Source organism: Streptomyces sp. NBC_01707, from assembly GCF_041438805.1.
In the GTDB taxonomy this organism is placed as follows: Bacteria; Actinomycetota; Actinomycetes; order Streptomycetales; family Streptomycetaceae; genus Streptomyces.
Genome location: NZ_CP109190.1, coordinates 6,815,159 through 6,835,291 on the forward strand (window position 1 = coordinate 6,815,159; position 20,133 = coordinate 6,835,291).

22 protein-coding genes and 1 tRNA gene are annotated in these 20,133 nt (G+C 66.5%); 4 read left to right on the plus strand and 19 right to left on the minus strand.

Going from position 1 to position 20,133, the window contains the following annotated elements:
* Positions 1-12 precede the first annotated feature (12 nt).
* Together OG963_RS30525 and OG963_RS30530 are read right to left on the minus strand one after the other, a co-directional pair.
* Complete coding sequence (locus OG963_RS30525; protein ID WP_362270544.1) at positions 13-1,380, minus strand: hypothetical protein; 1,368 nt, start codon at positions 1,378-1,380, stop codon at positions 13-15.
* A 71-nt stretch (positions 1,381-1,451) separates the two neighbouring features.
* Positions 1,452-2,222 carry a DUF4097 family beta strand repeat-containing protein gene (locus tag OG963_RS30530; RefSeq protein WP_256223650.1) on the minus strand — a complete coding sequence of 257 codons (771 nt, stop codon included), beginning with the start codon at positions 2,220-2,222 and terminating at the stop codon, positions 1,452-1,454.
* Positions 2,223-2,422: 200 nt separating this feature from the next.
* Here OG963_RS30530 and OG963_RS30535 point away from each other — a divergent pair.
* Positions 2,423-2,497: transfer RNA gene (locus OG963_RS30535), tRNA-Val, on the plus strand.
* Positions 2,498-2,597: 100 nt separating this feature from the next.
* On the opposite strand, the gene OG963_RS30540 is transcribed toward OG963_RS30535, so the two are convergent.
* The 12 genes from OG963_RS30540 to OG963_RS30595 form a co-directional block, all read right to left on the minus strand.
* The gene (locus OG963_RS30540) at positions 2,598-3,749 is read right to left on the minus strand and encodes a tyrosine-type recombinase/integrase (protein WP_371799675.1); all 1,152 of its coding nucleotides are present in this window, start codon (positions 3,747-3,749) and stop codon (positions 2,598-2,600) included.
* On the minus strand, positions 3,749-3,961 hold the full coding sequence (locus tag OG963_RS30545) for an excisionase family DNA-binding protein (protein ID WP_326603555.1): 213 nt from the start codon (positions 3,959-3,961) through the stop codon (positions 3,749-3,751). The genes OG963_RS30540 and OG963_RS30545 overlap by 1 nt, the downstream gene beginning before the upstream one ends.
* A complete protein-coding gene (locus OG963_RS30550) occupies positions 3,958-5,241 on the minus strand; it encodes a replication initiator (protein ID WP_371800327.1) in 1,284 nt (427 codons plus the stop codon). Before OG963_RS30550 ends, OG963_RS30545 begins: the two co-directional genes overlap by 4 nt.
* 137 nt (positions 5,242-5,378) lie before the next feature.
* Positions 5,379-5,585 carry a hypothetical protein gene (locus OG963_RS30555; RefSeq protein ID WP_371799676.1) on the minus strand — a complete coding sequence of 69 codons (207 nt, stop codon included), beginning with the start codon at positions 5,583-5,585 and terminating at the stop codon, positions 5,379-5,381.
* Positions 5,586-5,675: 90 nt separating this feature from the next.
* On the minus strand, positions 5,676-6,224 hold the full coding sequence (locus tag OG963_RS30560; RefSeq protein ID WP_371799677.1) for a GGDEF domain-containing protein: 549 nt from the start codon (positions 6,222-6,224) through the stop codon (positions 5,676-5,678).
* Positions 6,225-6,229: 5 nt separating this feature from the next.
* Positions 6,230-6,565: a SpdD-like protein gene (locus OG963_RS30565; RefSeq protein WP_362271927.1), complete on the minus strand. Its 336-nt coding sequence runs from the start codon at positions 6,563-6,565 to the stop codon at positions 6,230-6,232.
* 23 nt (positions 6,566-6,588) lie between these two features.
* The gene (locus OG963_RS30570) at positions 6,589-6,744 is read right to left on the minus strand and encodes a hypothetical protein (RefSeq protein ID WP_326603548.1); all 156 of its coding nucleotides are present in this window, start codon (positions 6,742-6,744) and stop codon (positions 6,589-6,591) included.
* 18 nt (positions 6,745-6,762) lie between these two features.
* A complete protein-coding gene (locus tag OG963_RS30575) occupies positions 6,763-6,954 on the minus strand; it encodes a mobile element transfer protein (protein WP_326603546.1) in 192 nt (63 codons plus the stop codon).
* Positions 6,955-6,968: 14 nt separating this feature from the next.
* On the minus strand, positions 6,969-7,634 hold the full coding sequence (locus OG963_RS30580; protein WP_371799678.1) for a DUF2637 domain-containing protein: 666 nt from the start codon (positions 7,632-7,634) through the stop codon (positions 6,969-6,971).
* Between the two features lie 79 nt (positions 7,635-7,713).
* Positions 7,714-7,896 (minus strand): hypothetical protein, encoded by a 183-nt coding sequence (locus OG963_RS30585; protein WP_371799679.1) that lies wholly within the window; start codon positions 7,894-7,896, stop codon positions 7,714-7,716.
* 78 nt (positions 7,897-7,974) lie between these two features.
* Entirely contained in the window at positions 7,975-9,336 is a 1,362-nt protein-coding gene (locus OG963_RS30590) for an FtsK/SpoIIIE domain-containing protein (RefSeq protein ID WP_362271932.1), read from the minus strand.
* Between the two features lie 5 nt (positions 9,337-9,341).
* Positions 9,342-9,683: a hypothetical protein gene (locus OG963_RS30595; RefSeq protein ID WP_362271934.1), complete on the minus strand. Its 342-nt coding sequence runs from the start codon at positions 9,681-9,683 to the stop codon at positions 9,342-9,344.
* A 359-nt stretch (positions 9,684-10,042) separates the two neighbouring features.
* Between OG963_RS30595 and OG963_RS30600 the strand changes: the two genes are divergently transcribed.
* The gene (locus OG963_RS30600; RefSeq protein WP_371800328.1) at positions 10,043-11,176 is read left to right on the plus strand and encodes a helix-turn-helix transcriptional regulator; all 1,134 of its coding nucleotides are present in this window, start codon (positions 10,043-10,045) and stop codon (positions 11,174-11,176) included.
* Here OG963_RS30600 and OG963_RS30605 read toward each other — a convergent pair.
* The 3 genes from OG963_RS30605 to OG963_RS30615 all read right to left on the minus strand — a co-directional run bounded on the left by OG963_RS30605 (position 11,160) and on the right by OG963_RS30615 (position 13,328).
* Positions 11,160-11,951, minus strand: coding sequence for an NUDIX domain-containing protein (locus OG963_RS30605; protein ID WP_362271936.1), 792 nt, complete (start codon positions 11,949-11,951; stop codon positions 11,160-11,162). The two genes, OG963_RS30600 and OG963_RS30605, sit on opposite strands and share 17 nt — an antisense overlap.
* Before the next feature lie 203 nt (positions 11,952-12,154).
* Positions 12,155-12,901, minus strand: coding sequence for a methyltransferase domain-containing protein (locus tag OG963_RS30610; RefSeq protein ID WP_362271938.1), 747 nt, complete (start codon positions 12,899-12,901; stop codon positions 12,155-12,157).
* A 124-nt stretch (positions 12,902-13,025) separates the two neighbouring features.
* Positions 13,026-13,328 carry a hypothetical protein gene (locus OG963_RS30615; RefSeq protein ID WP_362271940.1) on the minus strand — a complete coding sequence of 101 codons (303 nt, stop codon included), beginning with the start codon at positions 13,326-13,328 and terminating at the stop codon, positions 13,026-13,028.
* A 557-nt stretch (positions 13,329-13,885) separates the two neighbouring features.
* On the opposite strand from OG963_RS30615, the gene OG963_RS30620 reads away from it, so the two are divergent.
* Entirely contained in the window at positions 13,886-14,125 is a 240-nt protein-coding gene (locus tag OG963_RS30620; RefSeq protein WP_371799680.1) for a hypothetical protein, read from the plus strand.
* A gap of 172 nt (positions 14,126-14,297) precedes the next feature.
* Positions 14,298-14,519 (plus strand): hypothetical protein, encoded by a 222-nt coding sequence (locus OG963_RS30625; RefSeq protein ID WP_371799681.1) that lies wholly within the window; start codon positions 14,298-14,300, stop codon positions 14,517-14,519.
* A gap of 359 nt (positions 14,520-14,878) precedes the next feature.
* On the opposite strand, the gene OG963_RS30630 is transcribed toward OG963_RS30625, so the two are convergent.
* Positions 14,879-16,054 (minus strand): type ISP restriction/modification enzyme, encoded by a 1,176-nt coding sequence (locus OG963_RS30630; protein ID WP_371799682.1) that lies wholly within the window; start codon positions 16,052-16,054, stop codon positions 14,879-14,881.
* Complete coding sequence (locus tag OG963_RS30635) at positions 16,020-19,652, minus strand: DEAD/DEAH box helicase (RefSeq protein ID WP_371799683.1); 3,633 nt, start codon at positions 19,650-19,652, stop codon at positions 16,020-16,022. The genes OG963_RS30630 and OG963_RS30635 overlap by 35 nt, the downstream gene beginning before the upstream one ends.
* Between the last annotated feature and the right edge of the window lie 481 nt (positions 19,653-20,133).

The window sequence follows — 20,133 nt, forward strand, 5'->3', positions numbered from 1 at the left end:
GGCCGCGACAACTCAGCCGCCGGCGCCCCGCTCCTCCCGGATCTCCGAGACCACCCGCGCCGCCGTCTGCCGCACGGCTTCGGTCTCGGTCAGGAAGTGCCAGTAGTCGGGGTGACGGCCCTCCAGCCCGGCGATCGCCTGCTCCAGCCGGGCCACGGAGTCGTCCAGCGGCCGGGCGTGGCGCGGCTCGGGTGTGTTGCGCCCCGCCATGGCCAGGCGCTGGGCGTCGCGGATGGCGAACCTGGTCCGCTGGATCTCCTGCTGGGGATCCTTGGCCACGTCGTCGAGGCGGCGCAGCCGGTCACCGGCCGCGGACACGGCCTCGTCCGTCGCGTTCAGCAGGGCCCGCACGGTGGACAGCCGCGACGTCGCATCGGCCCAGCGCTGCTCGCCCCGTGCCTCGGTGGCCTCCTTGAGCTTCTCCTCGGCCTGCCGCACATTGACCGCGGCCTGCTCGGGCACGGACTGGAGGTCCTGCCAGCAGGCAGCGGTGAACCGCCGCCGCAGCTCGCTCAGCACCGGCTCCACCGAGCCCGCGCGCGTCGTCAGCGCTTGGGCTCGCGTGCGCAGCGACACCAGCCGGTGGTCGATCTCCGCGGCGCGCTCCGGAAGCTGCGCCGCCTCGGCCCGCACGGCCTCGGCGCCACGCAGCACCTGGTCGGCGCGTTGCAGCGTCTCCGGTACGCCGTGCCTGCCGGCGCCCTGATTGAGCTTGGTCAGCTCGGGGGCGAGGGCCGCCAGGCGTGCGGCGAGATCGTCCGCCCGCAGTCCGGACGCGCGCGCCGCGTCGAGAGCATTGCTCGCGCCGAGGAGCGCTTGTCGCGCCCGTTCGACGGCCGGCGCGAGCCGGGCGAGCTGCGTCTCGGCGCTCCCCAGGAGCGGACCGAGTCCCTGCGCGAACCGATCCAGCTCGCCCTTGACCCGCACGAGCTCGTCCTTGGCGGCGGTCAGCTCCGTCCGGGCACGCGACGCAACAGCAGGCTCAAGATCGTCGCGATCCAGATCATGGGCGTCGACCGCCGTGATGTACGCATGGCTCGCCTCGTCGATCCGCCGCCCCAGCGCGGCGAAATCGTCCACGACCTTCCGCGCGGCGGGCGAGCTGTCCACCGCGGTGATCGTCTCGATCGAGATCTGCAGATCGCGCTGGGCCGTGTCCAGCTCGTAGAAGGCCTCCGCAGCCGCGTCCTTCGCCGCCTGCGCATCGGCGCGCTGGCCCTCCCCGCGACCGCCGAACCAGCGCCGCGTACCACCACCGGCGAAGGCGGCCGGCAACGCGGCGGCGAGCAACGGAACCGGCAGCAGCATCAATCCGAGGACGTCCCTGACGGCGGTTCTGCCACCCGCTCTTGCCTGCGGCCGCGCGTGTGTCGCCGTCACATCCCTCTCCCGTGCCGTATCGCCTTGCCCGGTTCATTCTCCCACCAGGTAAGGACGAACACACGGGCCCGTTAGTTCGCGCTTCGAACCGTGATTTCCCCGTTGTCGCTGCGGGCCTTCACCACATGCGGGCTGCTGTCGCTGCGCGGCACCCGCACCGAGATGTCCCCGTTCCCGGCGACGGCCGTCACCGCGTACGTCTGCGACCCCTTCGGCAGTTCGATGGTCACCCGGCCGTTGTCACTGACGGTGTCCACCCGATCCGGCACGGCTGTGAACCCGAGCCGGACCTCCCCGTTTTCGGACCGCGCGGAGACGGACGTGCTGGAGATCCGCTCCGTGACGACGCCCCCGTTGTCGCTCTCCAGCTTCAGCGGCGCACTGGAGTCACGCACGGTCACCTTCCCGTTGTCGGAGCGGAGTGTGAGAGGAGTGTCGAACCCGGAGGCGACGACCCTGCCGTTGTCACCGTCGACCGTCACCGCGACCCCACGCGGCACCTTCACCTGATGCAGGGCCTCGCAGTTGCTGACGACCGCCGTGCACTTCACCCGCAGCGTGAGCCTGCCGTCCCGCATCGACCAACGCGCGTCGGGCCCGCTCCCGAGCACCACCCACCCGTCGACGCGGCGCGTCACCTCGACCTTGTCCACATCCGCCGGTACGAGCTCCACGGCCGTATTGCCGGAGTCGATCGTCAGGGACTTCCCCCCGAACGCGAACGACTTGTGCTCGACCGGTGCGTCATCCACATCCGCACTTCCGCAACCGGACAGCCCCAGGGCGACGACCACGGCTCCGACGGATGCGACGAGTGTGCGAGTGCGGGTATGGAGTGCCACGGTGATCGATCCCCCGTCCGGGTCCGGGGGGCTTGTCCCACCGGTCTGGGACCACCGTAGGGAGCGCGGCAGCCCGGGGTGAATCCGGACGGCTACCGTATGCGAGGTGGGGATATCCCCCGAATCCCTCGCTCTTCCCCGGCCCGGACAACCGTTTGTGAGCATGGGCCATGCGCCATGTAGGCTGTTCCTTCATCCACGGGTGCGTAGCTCAGGGGTAGAGCGCTGCTCTTACAAAGCAGATGTCGGCGGTTCGAAACCGTCCGCGCCCACCAGCAGGAAGCACGACAAAGGCCCAGGTCACCGGCATCAAACCGGGAACCTGGGCCTTGATCGTTTCTCCGTCATTCCGGCAGGGGAGTGGCGTCGTGCCACTCACGTGCCAGATGCCTCCTCCGGACCCTCCCCGGAGGGCTCGGCCGGGCGGACCTTTTTGATCTGCTCATCGACGTGAGCGGCGATCGCATGGTCCCGCCCGTTGACCAGGTGCTGATAGATCAGCGCGGCCCGCACCGACGAGTGCCCCATGCGCTGCATCAGCTCACGCGTCGTCGCGCCACCGGTCGCGGCGAGGGTGTTCCCGGTATGGCGCAGATCGTGGAAGTGGACGTCTCCCAGGCCGGTCGTCTCCAGGGCCCGCAACCACAGGCGGCGGAAGTTGTTCCGGCGAAGCTGCCCGCCACGTGCGCCGGTGAAGACCAGCTCGGTACGACCCGGCTCTGCGTAGGCAGCGAGGTGAGCAGCCACGTCCTCAGTCAGCGAGGCAGGGAAGGCGACGGTGCGGACACCGGCCGCGCTCTTGGGCGTCTTGACCAGGATGCCGTCCGTGCGGGTCTCGGCCAGGGCCCGCCGTACGGCGACGGTTCGCCGTACGAGGTCGACGTCATGACGCTGGAGCGCGGCGAGCTCCCCGAAGCGGAGGCCGGTGAAGGCCGCCAGGAGGATGAACACCCGGAAGCGCACCGGTACGGCGTCGGCGAGCTGGAAGACCTCCGAGACGTCCAGGAACGGCCGCTCGGCTGTCTTAGCCGCCCCAGCGCCCTTGATACGGCAGGGGTTGCGCTGGATCACCTCGTCGTCGACCGCGGTGCTCATGACGGCGCGGAGGATCTGATACGCCTTGGCGACCGTCGGCTCACCGACACCAGATTCCAGGAGGCCGGCACGCCAGCGGCGGATCTGCGGTGTCGTGATCTCACTCAGGACCACGTTCGCGAAGGTCGGCAGGATGTGGAGGCGAAGCGCGCTGCCGTTACGTTCGCGGGTAGTCGCGGCGTAGTCGCGCTCTTTGAACCAGGCGTCGGCGTACACCCCGAAGAGAACCTTGTCGTCCGGGTTCCTCCATCGGCCGTCGAGGATCTCCGCTTCCTTGCGGACGAGCCACCGATCAGCATCGGTCTGAGTGGAGAAGGTCTCCGGCGCCGAACGCAGCAGGCCATCCGGACCGGGATACCGCACCTGAAAGCGACCGGACGGCAGCTTGCGGACCGACCCGAACCGGCGACGTTTGCCTCTCTGGTTCGCCATCAGGCCACCGCCCTCAAGCGCCGACGGCTCGTGACGATCGGCTGCACGGTGTTGACCGCGATGAAGTCAGCCAACGCGCTCTCGGGGATCCGGACATGCCGCCCCACCTTCACGAACACGATCCTCCGTTCGGCGATCAGGCGCCGAGGAAAGCGAACGGTTGTGCCGAGGAGTTGAGCAGCCTCCTCCACTGTGAGCAGTCGATCAGTCATGCGGCCATCTCTCCTTCCGGGTCGGGTGCGATGGAGGCGGCGAGCCATTCCTCGCCGCGGGTGAGGCCGGTTCCGGCGAAGTTCCAATGGGCGAGGACGAGGGTGGTGTCGTCACCGTCCAGGTCGGCCGGCACGGGGGTTTGGTCACCGTGGGCGATGGCGGCTTGGAGGCGTCGCCATTCGGCGCGGGCGGTGCGTAGGGCGCCGAGGGTGGTGGAGTAGCGGCGGGTTTTGGTGGAGAAGTGGCCGCGGAACCCCAGCATGTGGGCCCATGCCCTGAGCCGGAGCTCTGCGAGGTCCTTGCGAGCGCCGAGGGCCCAAGCGGTGCGGATCATCTGGCGGGCGTGTTCGGTGAGGGTCATACGGGCGAGTTCGGCGAGGAACTTCAGCGGGCGGTCGAGGGTGCCGGTCGCGGTCTCGGCTCCTTTGGTTGCGTACTTGGCGATGTAGGCGGCGACGGCTCGTTCGGTGAGTTCGGTGCCCCCGTCGAAGTCGGCTGTGCGGATGGGGCGGATGTCGAGCTGTCGGCCGAAGGCGAAGGTGTGGGCGCGGCCGTCGACGATCGGCCCGGGCACGTCGGCAGCGGTGGCGGCGGCGCGGATGGCGTCGGCGAGGAGGTCTGGGGTGGCCCAGGCCGGGGGCGGGGTGTCGCCGCCGTCGGGGCCGTCGAGGCGGATCACGGCGTGGAAGTGGATGGCGCCGCGGCGCTGGTACTCGGCGACCTTGGCGAAGGAGACGCGGGCGTGGTCGGCGAAGGCGCGTTGGGAGAGGCCGGCGCGCTTGGCGACTTCCCGGCGCAGGTAGATGGAGAAACGGGCCCAGATTTTCGAGGCGTGCGCGTTCCAGAGCACGGCTGCTTCGTAGTCGTAGGCGGCGGGCGCGAGCGGGGTGCCTAACTCGGGTGCGTCGTCCGGATGCTGAGTGCCGCAGCGGCAACGGCTGGAGGCGGGTTGGTTGTGGACGGGCCCGAAGCTGGGGGCGGTGAAGGTTGCGAACACCCGTGGGTGGGTGGCGACTTGTGCGGGGGTGCCTTTGCCGCCGCGGAGTCCGGCGGTGATGAGTTGGTAGGTGTCGCGTCGGTAGGTCTCTGCGCAGGCAGGGCAGCGGGTGGCGCGGCGGTTGTTGCAGCGGACCAGGAGGTTCCCGGCGGGCAGATCCGAGGAGTGGAGTTCGTCGAGGATTTCGCCGGTGGCGGGGTGGATGTCGGTGCGCTGTCCGTCGAGGCGGATGGGTGTGGTGCAGCCGCCGAGGCCGCGCAGTTGGCGCATGAGGCCGGGCATGGTGCCCAGGCTGGCGAGGAACGCGAGGTCGCCCACCGGGGGCGGTGCGGTGGTCGTGGTCACTGTGGAGTCCTCCTCTCGAAAGGCAGAGGCCGGGACACCGGGCCGGAAGGGCGCGCGGTGTCCCGGCGGCGGGGTCAGCGGCTGGTGAAGGCGGCGGTGGCCGCGGTGTCGAGCAGGGTGCGCAGGGGCGGGGTGATGCCGGTGCCGTGGCAGGTGCGGCAGTGGGCGGTGATGGTGCGCCGGTTGCCGTTGCGGTCGCGGCCGCCGAGGGTGATGGCGGCGGAGGCGAAGCCGTCGCAGCTGGGGCAGATGCGCACCGGGGCGGGGGTGGGCTGGGCCATGATGGGGTTCTCCTTCGGTCCTTTGGGATGGAGGGGGCAGGGCTCTCGGGGCGGCGGAAACTTGGCGGTTGAGGCCGCCCCGAGGGCCGGTTACAGGTGAGTCGTGCGGCGGCCGTGGCCTTTGGCCGCGTACATGGCGGCGTCAGCTGCGGCGAGTGCGTCGGTGAGGGTCGCCACGGGCAGATCAGCGATGCGGCAGCTGCCGACCGAGGCGGAGACCGGCAGCAGGCAGCCGCGGTAGGGGACCGGGCGGCGCAGAGCGGCTGTGAGGGCGGCGAGGCCGGTGGTGCGGTCAGGGTGGGTGACGATGGCGGTGAACTCGTCTCCGCCGAGCCGTGCGGCGATGCCGTCCTGGTCGCACCAGGCGGTCAGCCGGGCGGCTGTGGCGGTGAGGACGGCGTCCCCGGCGGCGTGTCCGTGGGTGTCGTTGATTGCTTTGAAGTCGTCCAGGTCGAGCAGCAGGACGAGCGAGTCCGGGGTGCGGGTGATCAGGCGTTCAGCGCGGGCGGTCCATCCGGCGCGGGTATGGAGGCCGGTCAGCGGGTCGCGGCGGGCAGTGGCCAGGCGGCGGGCGAGGAAGCCGCTGTGTATGGCCCAGCCGACGGCGGGTAAGGCGATGGCCGCGGCTTGCAGGTCCATTGCCCTCACCGCTTCCGGGGGTCGTTGAGCAGGGAGCGCAGGACGACGGCGCAGACGGCGACCGAGGCGCCCGTGATGGCGACGGCCAGCAGCATCGAGACCAGGACCGCGCCGACGACGAGTACGACGGCAGCGCCACCGCCGACTACCGCCAGGACACCGGCCGGGGACAGCCGTACCGCTGGCCCGGAAGCGACCGGGGCGGGCGCCGGGGTGGTGTGCTGGCAGGCGCAGGCTGCAGCGTGGTGCTGCTCGACCGGGGCCGGAGCCGGGGCGGTGGTGATGAGCGGGGTGGCGATGCCGGTGGGCAGCGGGTTGACCGGGATGCGGGGGCGGATCATGGGGTGTTCTCCCTTCGGGCGGGTTACTTGACGGCGGTGTCGATGACGGGGGCCAGGAGGCTGTCGGCGAGGAGGTAGCCGCCGAGGAGGAGCACGACGACGAGCCAGGCCGGGGGACGGAAGAGCTTGATGCCGAGCCAGCCGACGACGATCAGGGCGAGCCAGAGAGGGACGTCCATGGGGGTCGGTCCTTTCGGTCAGTGGGTGCGGCAGCGGTGGGTGCGCGCGGCGAGTTGGGCGGCGGACTGGCTGGAGTAATCGGCGGACCAGCCGCAGTCGTCGTTGCCGCAGACGGCGGCGTGCTTGGTGCGGCCGTGGCGGTCGCGGTGGGTGCCGATCTGCACCGGGCCGATCCGCATCACGGAGTGGAAGAAGTCACGGGCAGCCATCACGGGTCTCCTTGTCAGGCGAGGTGGGTAGCGAGCTGGGCGGCCATCGGACCGGGCAGGCCGAGGCGGTCGCGCAGGGTGTCGGCGTCGATCGGGTTGCCGGTCGCGGAGCGGTGCGCGTCGGCGAGCTTGCGGGCGTGGTCGACCAGAGCGGGCGGAACATCCACCGGTGGCGGAGCGGGCAGCGCGGGGACGGGATCGGCAGCTTCGACCGCGTCCGGGAACGGCTCACGTTCGGGGGCCAATTCGGCCGGCACGATTGCCGGAGCCGCCGCAGGAGTGGGTTCGGGGGCGGTGTCCGGCTCACTGGTCGGGGTGTGGACGAGGAGGGTTCCGCCGAGGAAGGCGAGGGCGGGCCATCCGGCGACGAGGATGCGGAGCCAGGCGGGGACGTCGGTGAGGTCGAGGAGTCCGGCGGTGGCGATGTTCGCGCCGAGGGATGCGGCCAGTGCGACGGCGAACCAGGTCCATGCAGCGCGGGTCGGCTTGCCGGTGGTGCGGAGGATGCGCAGGCGCCGCCAGGCCGCGACGAGGAGCAGGTCGACGGAGATGGGGTAGGCCCAGGCTTTCCAGCCGTCCTGTCCGGCTGCCGCGGCAATGTCGTGCAGGTGGGCGAAGGACAGGGCACCGGCGATCACGGCTTGCACGAGGACGGCGTCCGGGCGGATCGAGCGGGTCATGTCTTCACCTCCTTCGCTGGGGTGTTGGGGCCGGGGCCGGGCGGGTATCCATGTCCTGCCGCCCGGCCCCGGCGGGGATCTACTCGGGGGCGTGGCCGGTGCCGAAGCAGGTCAGGCAGAGGGCTTCCTGCCGGTCGGCGGAGTCGCGCTTCTTGCGGCCTCCGACCTGGAAGGACTCGGAGACCTGACCGGCCCTCTTGCAGTCCGGACACGGCTTCCTCTTCACGGCGGGTGTGCGACGGGGCCTCTTCGCGGCGGGCATGGCGTCCTCCCTTTGGGCATGGCGGGGGTAGGGACTTGGCGCGAAGGGCGGTCGCGCCGCCGTGGGGTGCGGGGTGTGTCAGGCCGTGGCGGGGGTGCTGGCCGGGGCCGGGATCTTGACCAGGGACACGTCCGGCAGGACCGGCCGAAACGCGGCGAGCCCGTCGAGTGCCGGCGTGCGGTGCGCGTGTGCATTGCAGGCGGTCACGGCCTGGCGCAGCGTCGTAAACGGGGTGCGGATACGGACCCAGCCGCCGGAGGAGTCACCGGCCACGGCCATACCGGGGCGTTCGATGGGGATCTGTGTGGTGGCCGACACCGCATCGGAGGAGATGTCGCCGAACGCCATCTTGGCGGAGGCTTCATCGTTGACCCGGTGCGAGACGCGGCCGGTCAGCTGGGCCCGGAGCATGGTGATGCCGTCCCCGAGTTCGGCGCCGAATCGCTGCCCGCAGATCTCCACATAGATCCCCGCCGCACGACCGAGCTGGACGAGGCGAACCAGGGCGGTGATGATCCGCTCCCGCCGCTTCTTCTCCGCCGAGGTGGAGAACAGGGCGAGTTCCGCCACCTCGTCGACGAGGAGGACGACCGGGACCGGCCGCAGATCATCCGGGAGGCCCCAGATGTCGGCAGTGATTTCCCCGTCCGGAGTGTCGGCGCTGATGCGCTGTTCGCTGCGGATCACCTGGTACGTGTCGGCCATCCGGACCACGAGGGCCTCCAGCAGCTCGACGGCGTCATCGGGGTTGTCCGCCAGGGCGGAAAACCGGCGGGCAAGCGGGGCGAGCTCCACTCCTTCCTTGCAGTCGATCCCGACCAGGGCGACGTTGAGCGGCGCGAGTTCCTTGACCAACTGCCGCTGGTAGACAGATTTCCCGGACTTGGTGGCCCCGAGGTTCAGGGCGTGCGGGACCTCCTGGTAGTCCCGGTAGTGGACTGCTCCGTCCTCCCGGAGGGCGACCGGGACCCGCAGCCCTTCCCGGTTGACCTTGGCGGGCATCTGGACCCGCTTGAGGACGTCGTAGCCGGTCATCCGTAACTCGATGACACCCGACTTGATCTCACGCGAGGTGATGCCCTGCATGGCGAACGAGTGCCGCAGCCGGTCCGTGGATGCCATGAAGTCGAACGCGTCCTGACCGGGCCGCATCTTCAGCCGCAGCACCAGCCCGGTACGGGTCGGCCGCATCCGCAGGATCCGCGGCGGACGGGAGTCCGGGGCCGGGCGGTTGGTCATCCTGGCCCACGTCAGCCGCAGTCGGGACGGCGGAACCGTCAGCCCGCACGCATCCATGACCGACGCGTACCGGAAGGACACCCGCACCATCGCGAAGACGACGCCGAACGTCATCCAGTACCAAGCCGGACGCTTCGACCGCAGAACCAGCACGGCGGCGACCAGGAGCAGACTGACGATCAGCAGGACGTTTCCCGACATGGTGATCAGGCCTGGGCGCTGGACGGGGTGACCAGGGCGACGGCGCGGAACGCGATGCCGAAGCGCTTCTCACCGTTGAACGTGTTCTCCCAGTCACGGGCCTTGAGGCCGACGACCTTGACCGGCATCCCGAGCGTGACGCCGGCCGGGATACCCGTCTCCGGGATCGAGACGGTGTAGAGGTTCGCCTCACCCTCGTCCGCGATCGTCAGGCCGACCGTCATCATCTTGGCCTTCGTCTCGCGGTCGACCGCGATCTCGCCCGTCTCTTTGTTGATCACCTTGAGCTTCGGTTCCACCGCGACGAAGACAACGGCGCTAGAAAGATCAATCTTGAACGATGACATGATGGAAGCTCCCTTGTAGGGGCGGAAGCGGCGACTTGCTTGGCGGTAGGGCGCCGCTTCCTGCGTTTGAGTTCTTCGAGCCCTGTCGGCAACAGCCGCGGGGCTTTTCGCTTTCCCATCTGGTGCGCACCAATAGGTTGCAACTGGTGCGCACCAGATGTCAAGCGGTTGATGCGATGGTCTGCCTCAACTCGCTTTGCTCTGACGCTTCTAGAGAAGCTCCTCTCTCAACTGACCGGTAGACAACAGAGGTTCACCGCGATCTCGTTAACCTCGGTGTTAACCCCTGCCGACCTGCGCCGATGTGAGGCATGCTGCTGTGAAGAGTTGACGGACCAGGTGCAGGGGCGGCGGTGCAGGTGCTCAACCGGCTACGGGAAGCCAGAGGTGCGCGAGAGTGGTCACAAGCGCGGCTCATCCACGAGCTTGAGCAATACGCACGACGGCATGCGCTCGACATCGGCTCGACCGCCAGCCTGCGCGTCTACGTCTCGGAGTGGGAGAACGGCAGACGCTCGATCAGCGAGCGCTACGCGAAGATCCTGCGGCCGGTGCTGGGTGTCACCGATGAGGAGCTATTCGGCCAGCAGGCTCCCGCAGAGGCGCCCCCCGCGGTCGACGGATACGACGACCTGATCAACCGGATCGATTCGGCGCGCAGCGTCAGTCTCACCATGGTGAAGACATTCATGGACCAGACGGAGCTACTACGTACCCAGGATCGCCAGATGGGCGCCGCATCCCTCATAGATCAGATGACGGGCCACCTCACGACTTTGGAAGACGCGCTCACGTTCGCAGTGCTCCCCGAGACACGTCGACCCGTTGCTCTGGCGTTGGCCGGAGCTTCTACCCTCGCTGCCTGGCAAGCACTCGATGCCGGAGGAGTCGAACGGGCCTGGCGGAACTACGAGTTAGGGAAGCGCGCCGCTCAGGAGGCTGGTGAGCCGATGTACCTCGCACATGCCATGGCGGAGCAGGCATACGTACTCAACGAAGCAGGCCGCCCCGAGACGGCTGTAGCTCTCGTGCGTGAGGCTCAGCGTTTGGGCGGTCAGCAGATATCGCCACGACTGCGGGCATGGCTGTACGCGGCCGAGGCAGAGCTCTGCGCCAAAGCCGGCATGCCGGATGACTGCCGACAGGCACTCGATCGAGCCGCCGCTTGCCTCCCCGAAGGCGAAGAAGCCCGCGACCCAGACATGTTGAGCATCTTCCTGAACGGTGGGCATCTGGCGCGATGGCGCGGGAACGCACTTGCGCTGCTCGGAGACGGCGACGCGCTTAGCAGCCTGTACGAGGCGCTGGACAGAGTGGACCCGACGTTCATCCGTGCCACGTCAGGTCTGCGCTGCGACCTTGCCCAGGCGCATCTGGCGCGTGAGGAACGTGCCGAGGCGCAGGTGCATCTACAGCAGGCGCGGTTGTTGGCAAACCGAACCGGGTCTGTGCGCTACCGCCGACGTATCGAGCAACTCACGCAGAAGCTGTAGAGGCGCCTTCTCCGCGAGAAGCGAGGACATGCAGCAAGGCAACCAACGTGCCCGCGCCCATCAGCTCACCTCTCGCCATCAGCCCGGGGATATCCGAGAGCGGCACCCACGCGACGTGTCCGGCTTCCTCGATGTCGGTGGGGTCGCCCACATGCCGTGCGCCTTTGCCGACGTAGATTGCATGTGGCGAGTCGACCATGCCGATCATGGGCTGAAAGGTGACCACGTGATCCAGGGAGTCGGGCCGCCAGCCGGTCTCCTCCTCCACCTCACGGAACGCCGTCGCGCGGGCATCTTCACCTTCATCCACGATGCCGCCGGGAAGCTCCCAGCCCCACTTATCGGCGACGAACCGGTAGCGCCAGAGCATGAGCACGCGGTCTTGGTTATCAAGTACCGCGGCGATCGAGACGTGATGGAGCCGTACGACGTGATGCTCGAAGCGCTCGACACCCGGCGGCTCGACGTCGACAAGCGTTAGCTTCACCCAGCGGTTGTCGTAGACCGTCCGCTCGCCATGAATCTGCCACGGCTCCAAGTTGCCCGGCCGCTCGATGCTCACGTCATGGGATGGCACCCGGTAGGAGCTGCGGGCGTACGACTCAAGCACCTTCTCCGCGACGAGCTTGGCCAGCACTGTGCGGAGCTGGGTCCTGCCGATGTCGAGGTCCTTCTCCAGAGTGCGCTCAGAGGGCAGCTTCTCGCCGGGCTGCAACTTCCCCGACGCAACCCACTCGCGAATCGTGCGGTACACCCGCGCCGACTTCGGTCCCATCCCCTGAGCACGCTCCCTGCTGTTATCAACCGGCCGGCACCAGCGTAGCCGTCAAGTCTGACCATCAACAGGTGACGATCACGCGCCAACTCCCCATTGGCTTCCTCCACCCAGCGACAGCGCTTGCGCCAGCGGCAGTTCGACTAACTGGTCCACTGGGATTCGCCGTCAGGGGAAGGCCGTCAGCCTTTCGCAGTGCTGTGTCAACGGGTAGCAACGGCCAAGCTGACCACGTAGTGCTCCTCGACGGTTCCGTTCGGGAAGACCTCGGCGAGGAGGTCGCGTTCCTGGACGAGGAACGTGTTGGTCGCTTCCTTGCCGAGGACGAGGAAGTCGGAGTAACTGGAGAGGTTGGCTAGATGCTTATCGAGAGGAACGCTCCGGGTCCACGGCACGTGCCGATGGACGAAGTCGAGTTCGGAGGGCAGTCCGCGGAATCGAGCCATGGGGTCGGGGGCGGTGTCGTCGGCGCCGAAGAGTCGACGCAGGCGGGCGTCCTGGTCGGCAATCCACGGAACAGTGCTGTCTGAGTCGTTCCACCAGAGGGCGAGTGCACCACCGGTGCGAAGGACTCGGAGAGCTTCCGGTACGGACTTGCGCTGATCGGTCCAGTGCCAGGCTTGGGCATACGTGAGGATGTCGATGGAGCCGGAGGCCAGTGGCAGGTTGTTGCCGTCACCGATCACGAGCGGGACGTCGGGCAGGGCAAGGCGGAACTGCGAGGCCATTCCGGGGCCGGGCTCGACCGCGATGACGTTCGCACCGCGGGTGCGGAGGAGCGTCGTCGCGAGTCCGGTGCCGGCTCCGACGTCCGCGACACGGGCGCCCTTCAGGGGGCAGCCGGTGAGTTCCTCGACCGCGTCGAGCAAGGCGGGCGGGTATGAAGGGCGGTTCGCCGCGTAGCTGGCGGCAGCCAAGTCGAACGAGCGAGCCTGCGAAGTGGTCCTCATGCGAACATTCTTGACGGGCTAGAGGTGCCTGGCGTTGCACTTTGTGCCTTTTTCGACGGCAAGTAGTCACCGGGGACATCGGCTGGTGCGCCTGTGTGGCGGCTCGCCTCCCCATTCGCAATGGCTAGCTGGCAGTGGCATGACCGATCGCACGCATGACGTCGGCAAGCCAGACCAGGTGGTAGGCCACCGCCTGGTCCTCGTCGGCGAGCAGGCCCTCAAGGTGCTGCCACGACTCCGAGAGCTGCCCGATCGTGACTGCTCTCGGCTCGTTGGGGACGTCGTACAGTTCATCGCCGGGAACACACCAGAAGTAGTCGTGTTCGAGTCTGACGGTGTTACCGGCCGAAGCTTCAACGTGCCGCAGCACCAGATCGAAGGCATGCCGGAGCTGGTCGAGCGGGATGTGCAGGGGTTCGCTGGCCATGTGCTCATCTTGGCCGGTCAGGGGTCGTACATCGACAAGTGACGTCACTACTACTGCTCGATAAAGCCCGTGGGGCGGAGTGAGTAGAAACCTTCTCTACGGGTTCAAGGCTCCTCGCTCCGCTCGTCGCGCGCTCCCCGGCTCACCGCCGGGGCCCTGCGCTCCTGTCTCCGCCCCGCTCTGGGCCCCGGCTACGCCGGTCGCGCAACTAGAGCGAGAGAACCTGGACGAAGGGAACCGCAAGGCACAAACAGTGCCTCCGGCGGGGGCGCTCAGACTCCGGGATGGGTCGGGGCGCCGTCCGCGAGTGCCGGCGGATTCGTGGCGAGCGTCGTGGGCTCCCATCCCGACCACCTTCGACCCAGGCAGAGCCGAGCAGTCGCGGCCCAGGGCGTCAAGGTCGTACGTACAGTGGCGCGCTCCACCTTGACGCCCTGAACCACGCCCGCTCCACGGTGTGTGGGCCGAAGGCGGACGGGATGGGAGCTGGGAGAGTGGTGGGTTGAGGGGAAGCCAACTGGCTTCCCCATGGTGCTTGTGCGCCGCATAATTTCCAGGTGACAGCAGCCGTGATGATCATCCTGGGCCCCCTGATCATGTCGCTCATAGGCATCGTCCTGGCTACTGACTACCGGGGGTGGCGGGATGCGGCGGCCAAGGCGCACGAGGGGGTCTGGAACGTTGACTATTTCAAGACCTACGCGACCTTCCGGTACGTAGGACTAATGGCGGCGTGGATGGGAGCCATTTTCACTGTGGGGGCCACCGTCGCAGTGATCTTCAAGTACGCGAGGTAGGAGCGAACCCGTCACGGGACCGCCGGTCAGTTGACATCAGCGACCAACAGGTGCGGACAGCGCCGACCGACGCCGAATGCCAACGGATGGTCAGCCGAGGAGTCCGGGCGATTGTTCGACATTATCGACACGGCCTCTTCAAGGGCAGTGATACCGAGACTACGTTGGCCGCATGGACTTCCCGATCTTGCTTCTGTTCTGCCTCCCAATCATCGCGCTTGGGGTAGCGCTGGCGAAGGACTACAGGGGGCTCAGGACTTTCTTCGCCGGCCGTTCATACGACACGCCCGAGGACGAGAAGCGCTACCGGGGTCCAGCCGTCCTGACGGGTTGGGTATTCATCGTGATTGGCTCCCTCCCCATCGCTGATCAGCTCCGTCTTTTCCTGTTCTGAGCACAGCACTACAGCAGCGCGGTACCGCAACCCCAGCAACCGCCCTCGGTCGATACCGTCTCTCCGCAGCCCCCCATAGCGGACGGATGACCGTCGCTGACCGATCTCGCTAGAGCTACAGAGCAGAAGCACCCGTGCCCCTCCCGTGCCCGATCGAGCGGGAACTGACGGGGAACCACGGCGCCTGACGGACAGCACGCATGGGCACGACCCCCGACCGATTCACCTGGTCAGGGGCCGCTCATCTGCGGTGGGTGTGGGATTTGAACCCACGGTGACATCGCTGCCACGACGGTTTTCAAGATCGTTCAGAGATTGATTTGGCTCTTTACCGATCTCATGGCTCAACGCCTCATCCGCTACTCGAGGATCTCGAGCGGAGGAAGCGCATCCACGATCGTCATCGTCTCCAGGCTGACCGTCACGATCCGCTTGAGCAGGTCGATGATGTAGCGGGGGTCATCCGACCAGTCGTTCGGGTCGTTGACGATCTCCGACGCCCTATCGACCTTGACCTGGTAGCGGTCGATGATCCACTCGATCGCGGACCGAGCGCCGATCTGGTAGCGGTACGCCTCTTCCGGGATGTTGGTGAGCTTGACCCGGGTGTTGTAGACGATCGTCGACTGGTCGGGCTGGCCTTTAACCTTCGGGATTTTCATCTTGGCGACTCGGTACAGCTCACTCGGCGGCGTGGCAGACGGGTCGCCGGTCTCCGTCTCGACAATGCCCTTATACAGCTGGGCTTGCTCGTAGTTAAGGTGCAGGTCGGCGAGAGCACGGCCAGCAGTGGCGAAGCCGTGGAAGTTCTGGGCCTTGGGAATGCGAGGAAGGGACTTCTTCAGGTCGGCGGCGAAGCGCTCCCGGTACTCCGGGGAGTGGAGCAGGGCGTATGTGTAGTAGAAGATGTCGTCCTTGGTGATGGTGGGATCGTTGTACACATCTCGGTATCCCGCGAGGGCGGCGTCGGTGATGTTGTCGACGCGCTCGTATCCCTCGTCCTCCCCGAAGTCAAAGCCGCCGTCGATCGCCAGCTTGCGGTACGTGAAACGGGGGAAGAACTGACCGCCCTCGCCCCAGAAGTTGAGGTCCGGGAGCTGGTCGACCATCAGCGCCGAGAACGGCTTAGGCGCACCCGGCCCGGTCAAATAAAAACCGACATTCTTGTAGGTGGGTGCCGGGAAGATCCGGGCCATCTGATAGACCATGTCGTTCAGGCGGCCGTCGAAGACTACGCACTGTTTCGCGAAAGGGCGGTAAGCAGAGGTGAAGACACGCTGGGCATCGAAGGCATACTTCGTGCCCCTCGCGACGTTCACCTTGTCAGCACGATTCCAGCTGATCTTCTTCGGGTCGAAATCGATGTAATCATCGGCGTCGGCCGCCTTCGGTTCCGCGATCCTCTGAGTTCGACAGTGCTCGGCAAATCCGTCGACCTGTGCGTTGTAGAAATCTACCATCGACGCGACGTTTTCCTGGAGCTTAGCGTCAGAGAAGTTACTAGATCCATGAGTCACGGCCTGACTTGAGCCCACTCGAATAAAGATCGAAAACAGCCTTGTCGCGTGCGTTCTTATCCTTCTCGCCGACGGCCTGGAAGGTTATAAACCGTTCGTCGCGCTGGTTGATCCAGTCCCCGTCCTTATTCGGGGTGATCCGCTGCCACTGCACCGATTCGATGCCCTGCGCCCCGACGATGCGTAGCTTCTCCTCGCGCGAGAGGTAGTCGCCGATGTCTCGATAGTACAGCTGGCATTCACGGTCCGTACGCGCGCCGTCCTTGACGAGGATTAGGACAGCAACGGTGTTGCGGCTGCCCGAACCGAAGATCTTGCCGCCTTCCTTGCGGGACAGTTCACCGGAGGTGCGCTGATTTCCCCTGAGGTTGTAGCAGTAAATGGCGTCGAATTCCTCAACAAGAGATTTCCGCAGCCCGTCCGCCGTATTACCGTCAATGTAACCACCGTTGGAAACGTACGCAACTACGCCGTCCCCGTCGATTCGATCCGAAGCCCACCGGATGGCACGGATGTAGGAGTCGTACAGCGACCTCTTATTCGTCGCCGTCGACCGCGCGACATAGGTCTGTTGGATGCGCTCGTCCAGAACCTGATACTTCACGTTCTGGTTGTCGTCGTTCTGGTTCTCCTGTCCCACCGAGTACGGCGGGTTTCCAACGACCACGGTGATCCGCTGCTTGCGTTGTTGTTTGGCGCGCTCGCTGTTTCCCTCCAGGACATCCATGCCCTCTAGTTGAGCCGTGCCCTCAGCAAGTTGGAAGGTGTCCGCAAGAACGATGCCCTCGAACGGCCGATAATCACCGCCGACGACGTCGTGGAAGGCTGCTTCGATGTTGACGGCCGCAATGTAATAAGCGAGCAACACGATCTCGTTGGCGTGCAGTTCACTGGCGTACTTACGCAGGAGATCGTCGGGTTGGATAAGGCCGGACTGGAGAAGACGGACGGGGAAAGTTCCGGTGCCCACGAAGGGGTCGATGATCTGGACGCCTTCATCGGATAGGGACCGGCTGAGGTGCTTGTTCAGGGCCTGCTCAGTGGAGCGCAGGATAAAGTCGACTACCTCCACCGGGGTGTAAACGATGCCAAGCGCGTCGGCCGTCTTAGGCAGGGCGGTCTTGAAGAACTTGTCGTACAGCTCAACGATGACGCGCTGGCGACCCTCGTGGTTGTCGATGCCCTCGGCGCGGACTCGGACCGATTGGTAGAAGTCCTCCAGCGTCTTGACCTCGGCGTCGAGTCCCTGGTCGTCGAGGACGTCGAGCATGCGCTGCATTGCCTGGGAGACCGGGTTGTGGTCAGTGAAGGCGTAGTCCTTGAAGAGCGCGTCAAAGACCGGCTTGGTGATGATGTGCTGCGCGAGCATGTCGATGGCGTGGGCGTCGGAGACGTCAGGGTTTATGGTCGCGCGCAGCTCGGCGACGAACTCCTGGAAGGCGGCCTGCTTGTTCGGGATGTTCAGGGCGGCCTTGATGCGGGTGACGTGACGGTCGGCGATCTGGGCGATGTCCTTGGCCCAGGCCTCCCAGTAGTGGCGCTCACCGACCTTGTCGACGATGCGGGCGTAGATGGCATCCCGCCAGTCGCTTATCGAGAACAGGGCGTCCTGGACGTGCTGGGCGCTCTGGGCTTCCTTCTCCCTGGCGGCCTTCGCGCTGTCCTCGGTGCTGGAGCCGTCCTTGTCACCGACCGTCTCGTCGTCGGCGCCGATGTGGCCGATGCCGATGATCTCGGGCTTCTTCTTGTTCAGCTCGATCTGGTTGACAGTCGCGTTGAAGCGGTCGTCGTGGGCGCGCAGCGCCTGGAGGACCTGCCAGACGGTCTTAAAGCGCTGGTTGTCCGCAAGGGCCTTCTCCGGGGAAACACCGGCGGGGACGGCGACGGGCAAGATGATGTACCCGTAGTTCTTGCCCGGCGCGACGCGCATGACGCGGCCAACAGACTGGACGACGTCTACGACGGAATTGCGCGGGTTGAGGAAAAGCACCGCATCGAGGCTGGGGACATCCACGCCTTCGGACAGGCAGCGGGCGTTGGACAGGATGCGGGCATTGTTCGGGCCAGGGTCCTGCTTGAGCCAGTCGAGGAGCTGGTTGCGTCGCAGGGTGTTGAACGTACCGTCGACGTGTTCAACCTCGCAGTGCAGCACTTCGTCGTCAGCATCGTCATACGCATCGACGACCTCGTTGAACCGCTCCATGATGGCCTTGGAGTCGGCGATAGAGCGGGAGAACGCGACGGCTCGCTTCATCGGTGCTTCGTCCTTACCGAAGCCGGAGCCGTCGGCGAAGGTGCCGGTGCGCTTGGCCAGTGCGTTCCAACAGCCGATGATCTTCGCTGCGTCGTCGATCCGCAGTTCGGAGTCGCCGCCGGCAAAACCTTCCTGGAGGGTCTTGGCGACCACGTCTTCGTCAATGGTGAGGATGAGGACCTTGTAGTCGGTGAGCAGTCCCTGCTGGACAGCTTTGCCGAAGCCGAGGCGGTGGAACTCTGGACCGTACTTGGTCTCGTCGTCCATCGAGGCGACGGCCGCGGCTGCGCCCTTGGCTTCCTGCTTAGTGTCATCGCTGTACACGCGCGGGGTGGCGGTCATGTACAGACGGCGGTCGGCGCTGATGAAGCTGTTGTCGTGGACGCGGACGAACGCGGACTCGTCGTTGCCAGACAGGGTGACGCCGGTAGTGCGGTGGGCCTCGTCACACAGGATCAGGTCGAACCGAGGCAAACCCTGCTTCTGAGCGGCGGAGATGGTGGCGATCGACTGGTAAGTCGAGAACACGACGGTCAGGCCAGGGGCTGCCTCGACGCTGGCCATCTGCGCGATCAGCCGGTCAGGGCTGGTAGTCGCCGGCAGAGCGAGGTCGTGGGTGGACATGTCCTTGTCGTCGCCCTGAGCCTTCTGCTTGCCGACCTGGGCGTCGGAGCAGACGGCAAAGGGACGCAGCGGGACCTCAGCCTCGTACGACCACTCACGCAGCGACTGCGAAAGCAGGGCGATGGAGGGGACCAGGAAGAGGACAGTGGTGTGCTCGCCATGCCCAGCCTCGGCCCGTTCCTGCTGAAGCCGTTCAGCGATCTTCAGGCTGGTGAAGGTCTTGCCGGTGCCGCAGGCCATGATGAGCTTGCCGCGATCACGCTCGGCCAAGCCAGCAAAGACGTCGTCGATCGCCGCCTCCTGGTGGGGGCGGCGGCTCTTCTTGTCCCGCAGCGTCATCTGGATTTCGTGGTCGACGCCGACTGCGGGCAGGTGCCACTCGACAGCGCTGTCCGCGATGTCGGACAGTCCTATCCGGGTGACGAGGATCTGCTGGTCGTTCAGCGCCTCCTCCGCGTGGACACTCCACTTGTCCGTGGTGGAGATGATCATCCGACGGGTGAAGGCACCCTTGCCGGAGGCCGTAAAGAAGGAGTCGATGTCCTCTTTACGGACCGTGTGATGCGGCTCGTAGAACTTGCACTGGATGGCACAGAAACCGCCAGTCTCTCGGTCCTGTGCCACCAGGTCGATGCCGGTGTCCCGCTTGTCCCGTTCCGCGCCCGGCCAGTCGGCCCACATCCACACCCGGGTGAACTGCTCAGTCCACTGCGGATCAGTGCTGAGGTACTGGACCATGAGCTCCTCAAAGCGAGTCCCTCGGTCCCGGTTCACGGTGGCGCTGTCACGGATGGCCCTGAGTACGTCGTGCACGGTCGTAGTGGTTGCAGCCATGCGGTTCGCACCCCATCCAGTCAGCGGCCCACGAGTACGAGCCGCAAAGTTCACCCCAGAAACCGATAGAACTTTACTGGTCAGTCCCCCATGGAATGACCGGAACGGTGTGGAACCGTCGCGAGCCCCGAGCTCCGCAAGAGCGCGCGATGGGGGCAGCGGTGCAGGTCGCACACTTGAGGCCGCCATCGAGTTCGCGGCCTATTCGTGGACCACGACCGCGGTTGATCCAGCTACAGGACGTTGACCTGCTGTAATGCGCGGGATGCAAGCGCCCTCCGGAGCCGCGTGTGCGCGAAGCGGGATGATGGTCTGCATGGCCTACGAATCCAGCAGCACTCAGCCGAGAGCACCCAAGTCACGACTGTGCCCGGTGGGGTCGCGT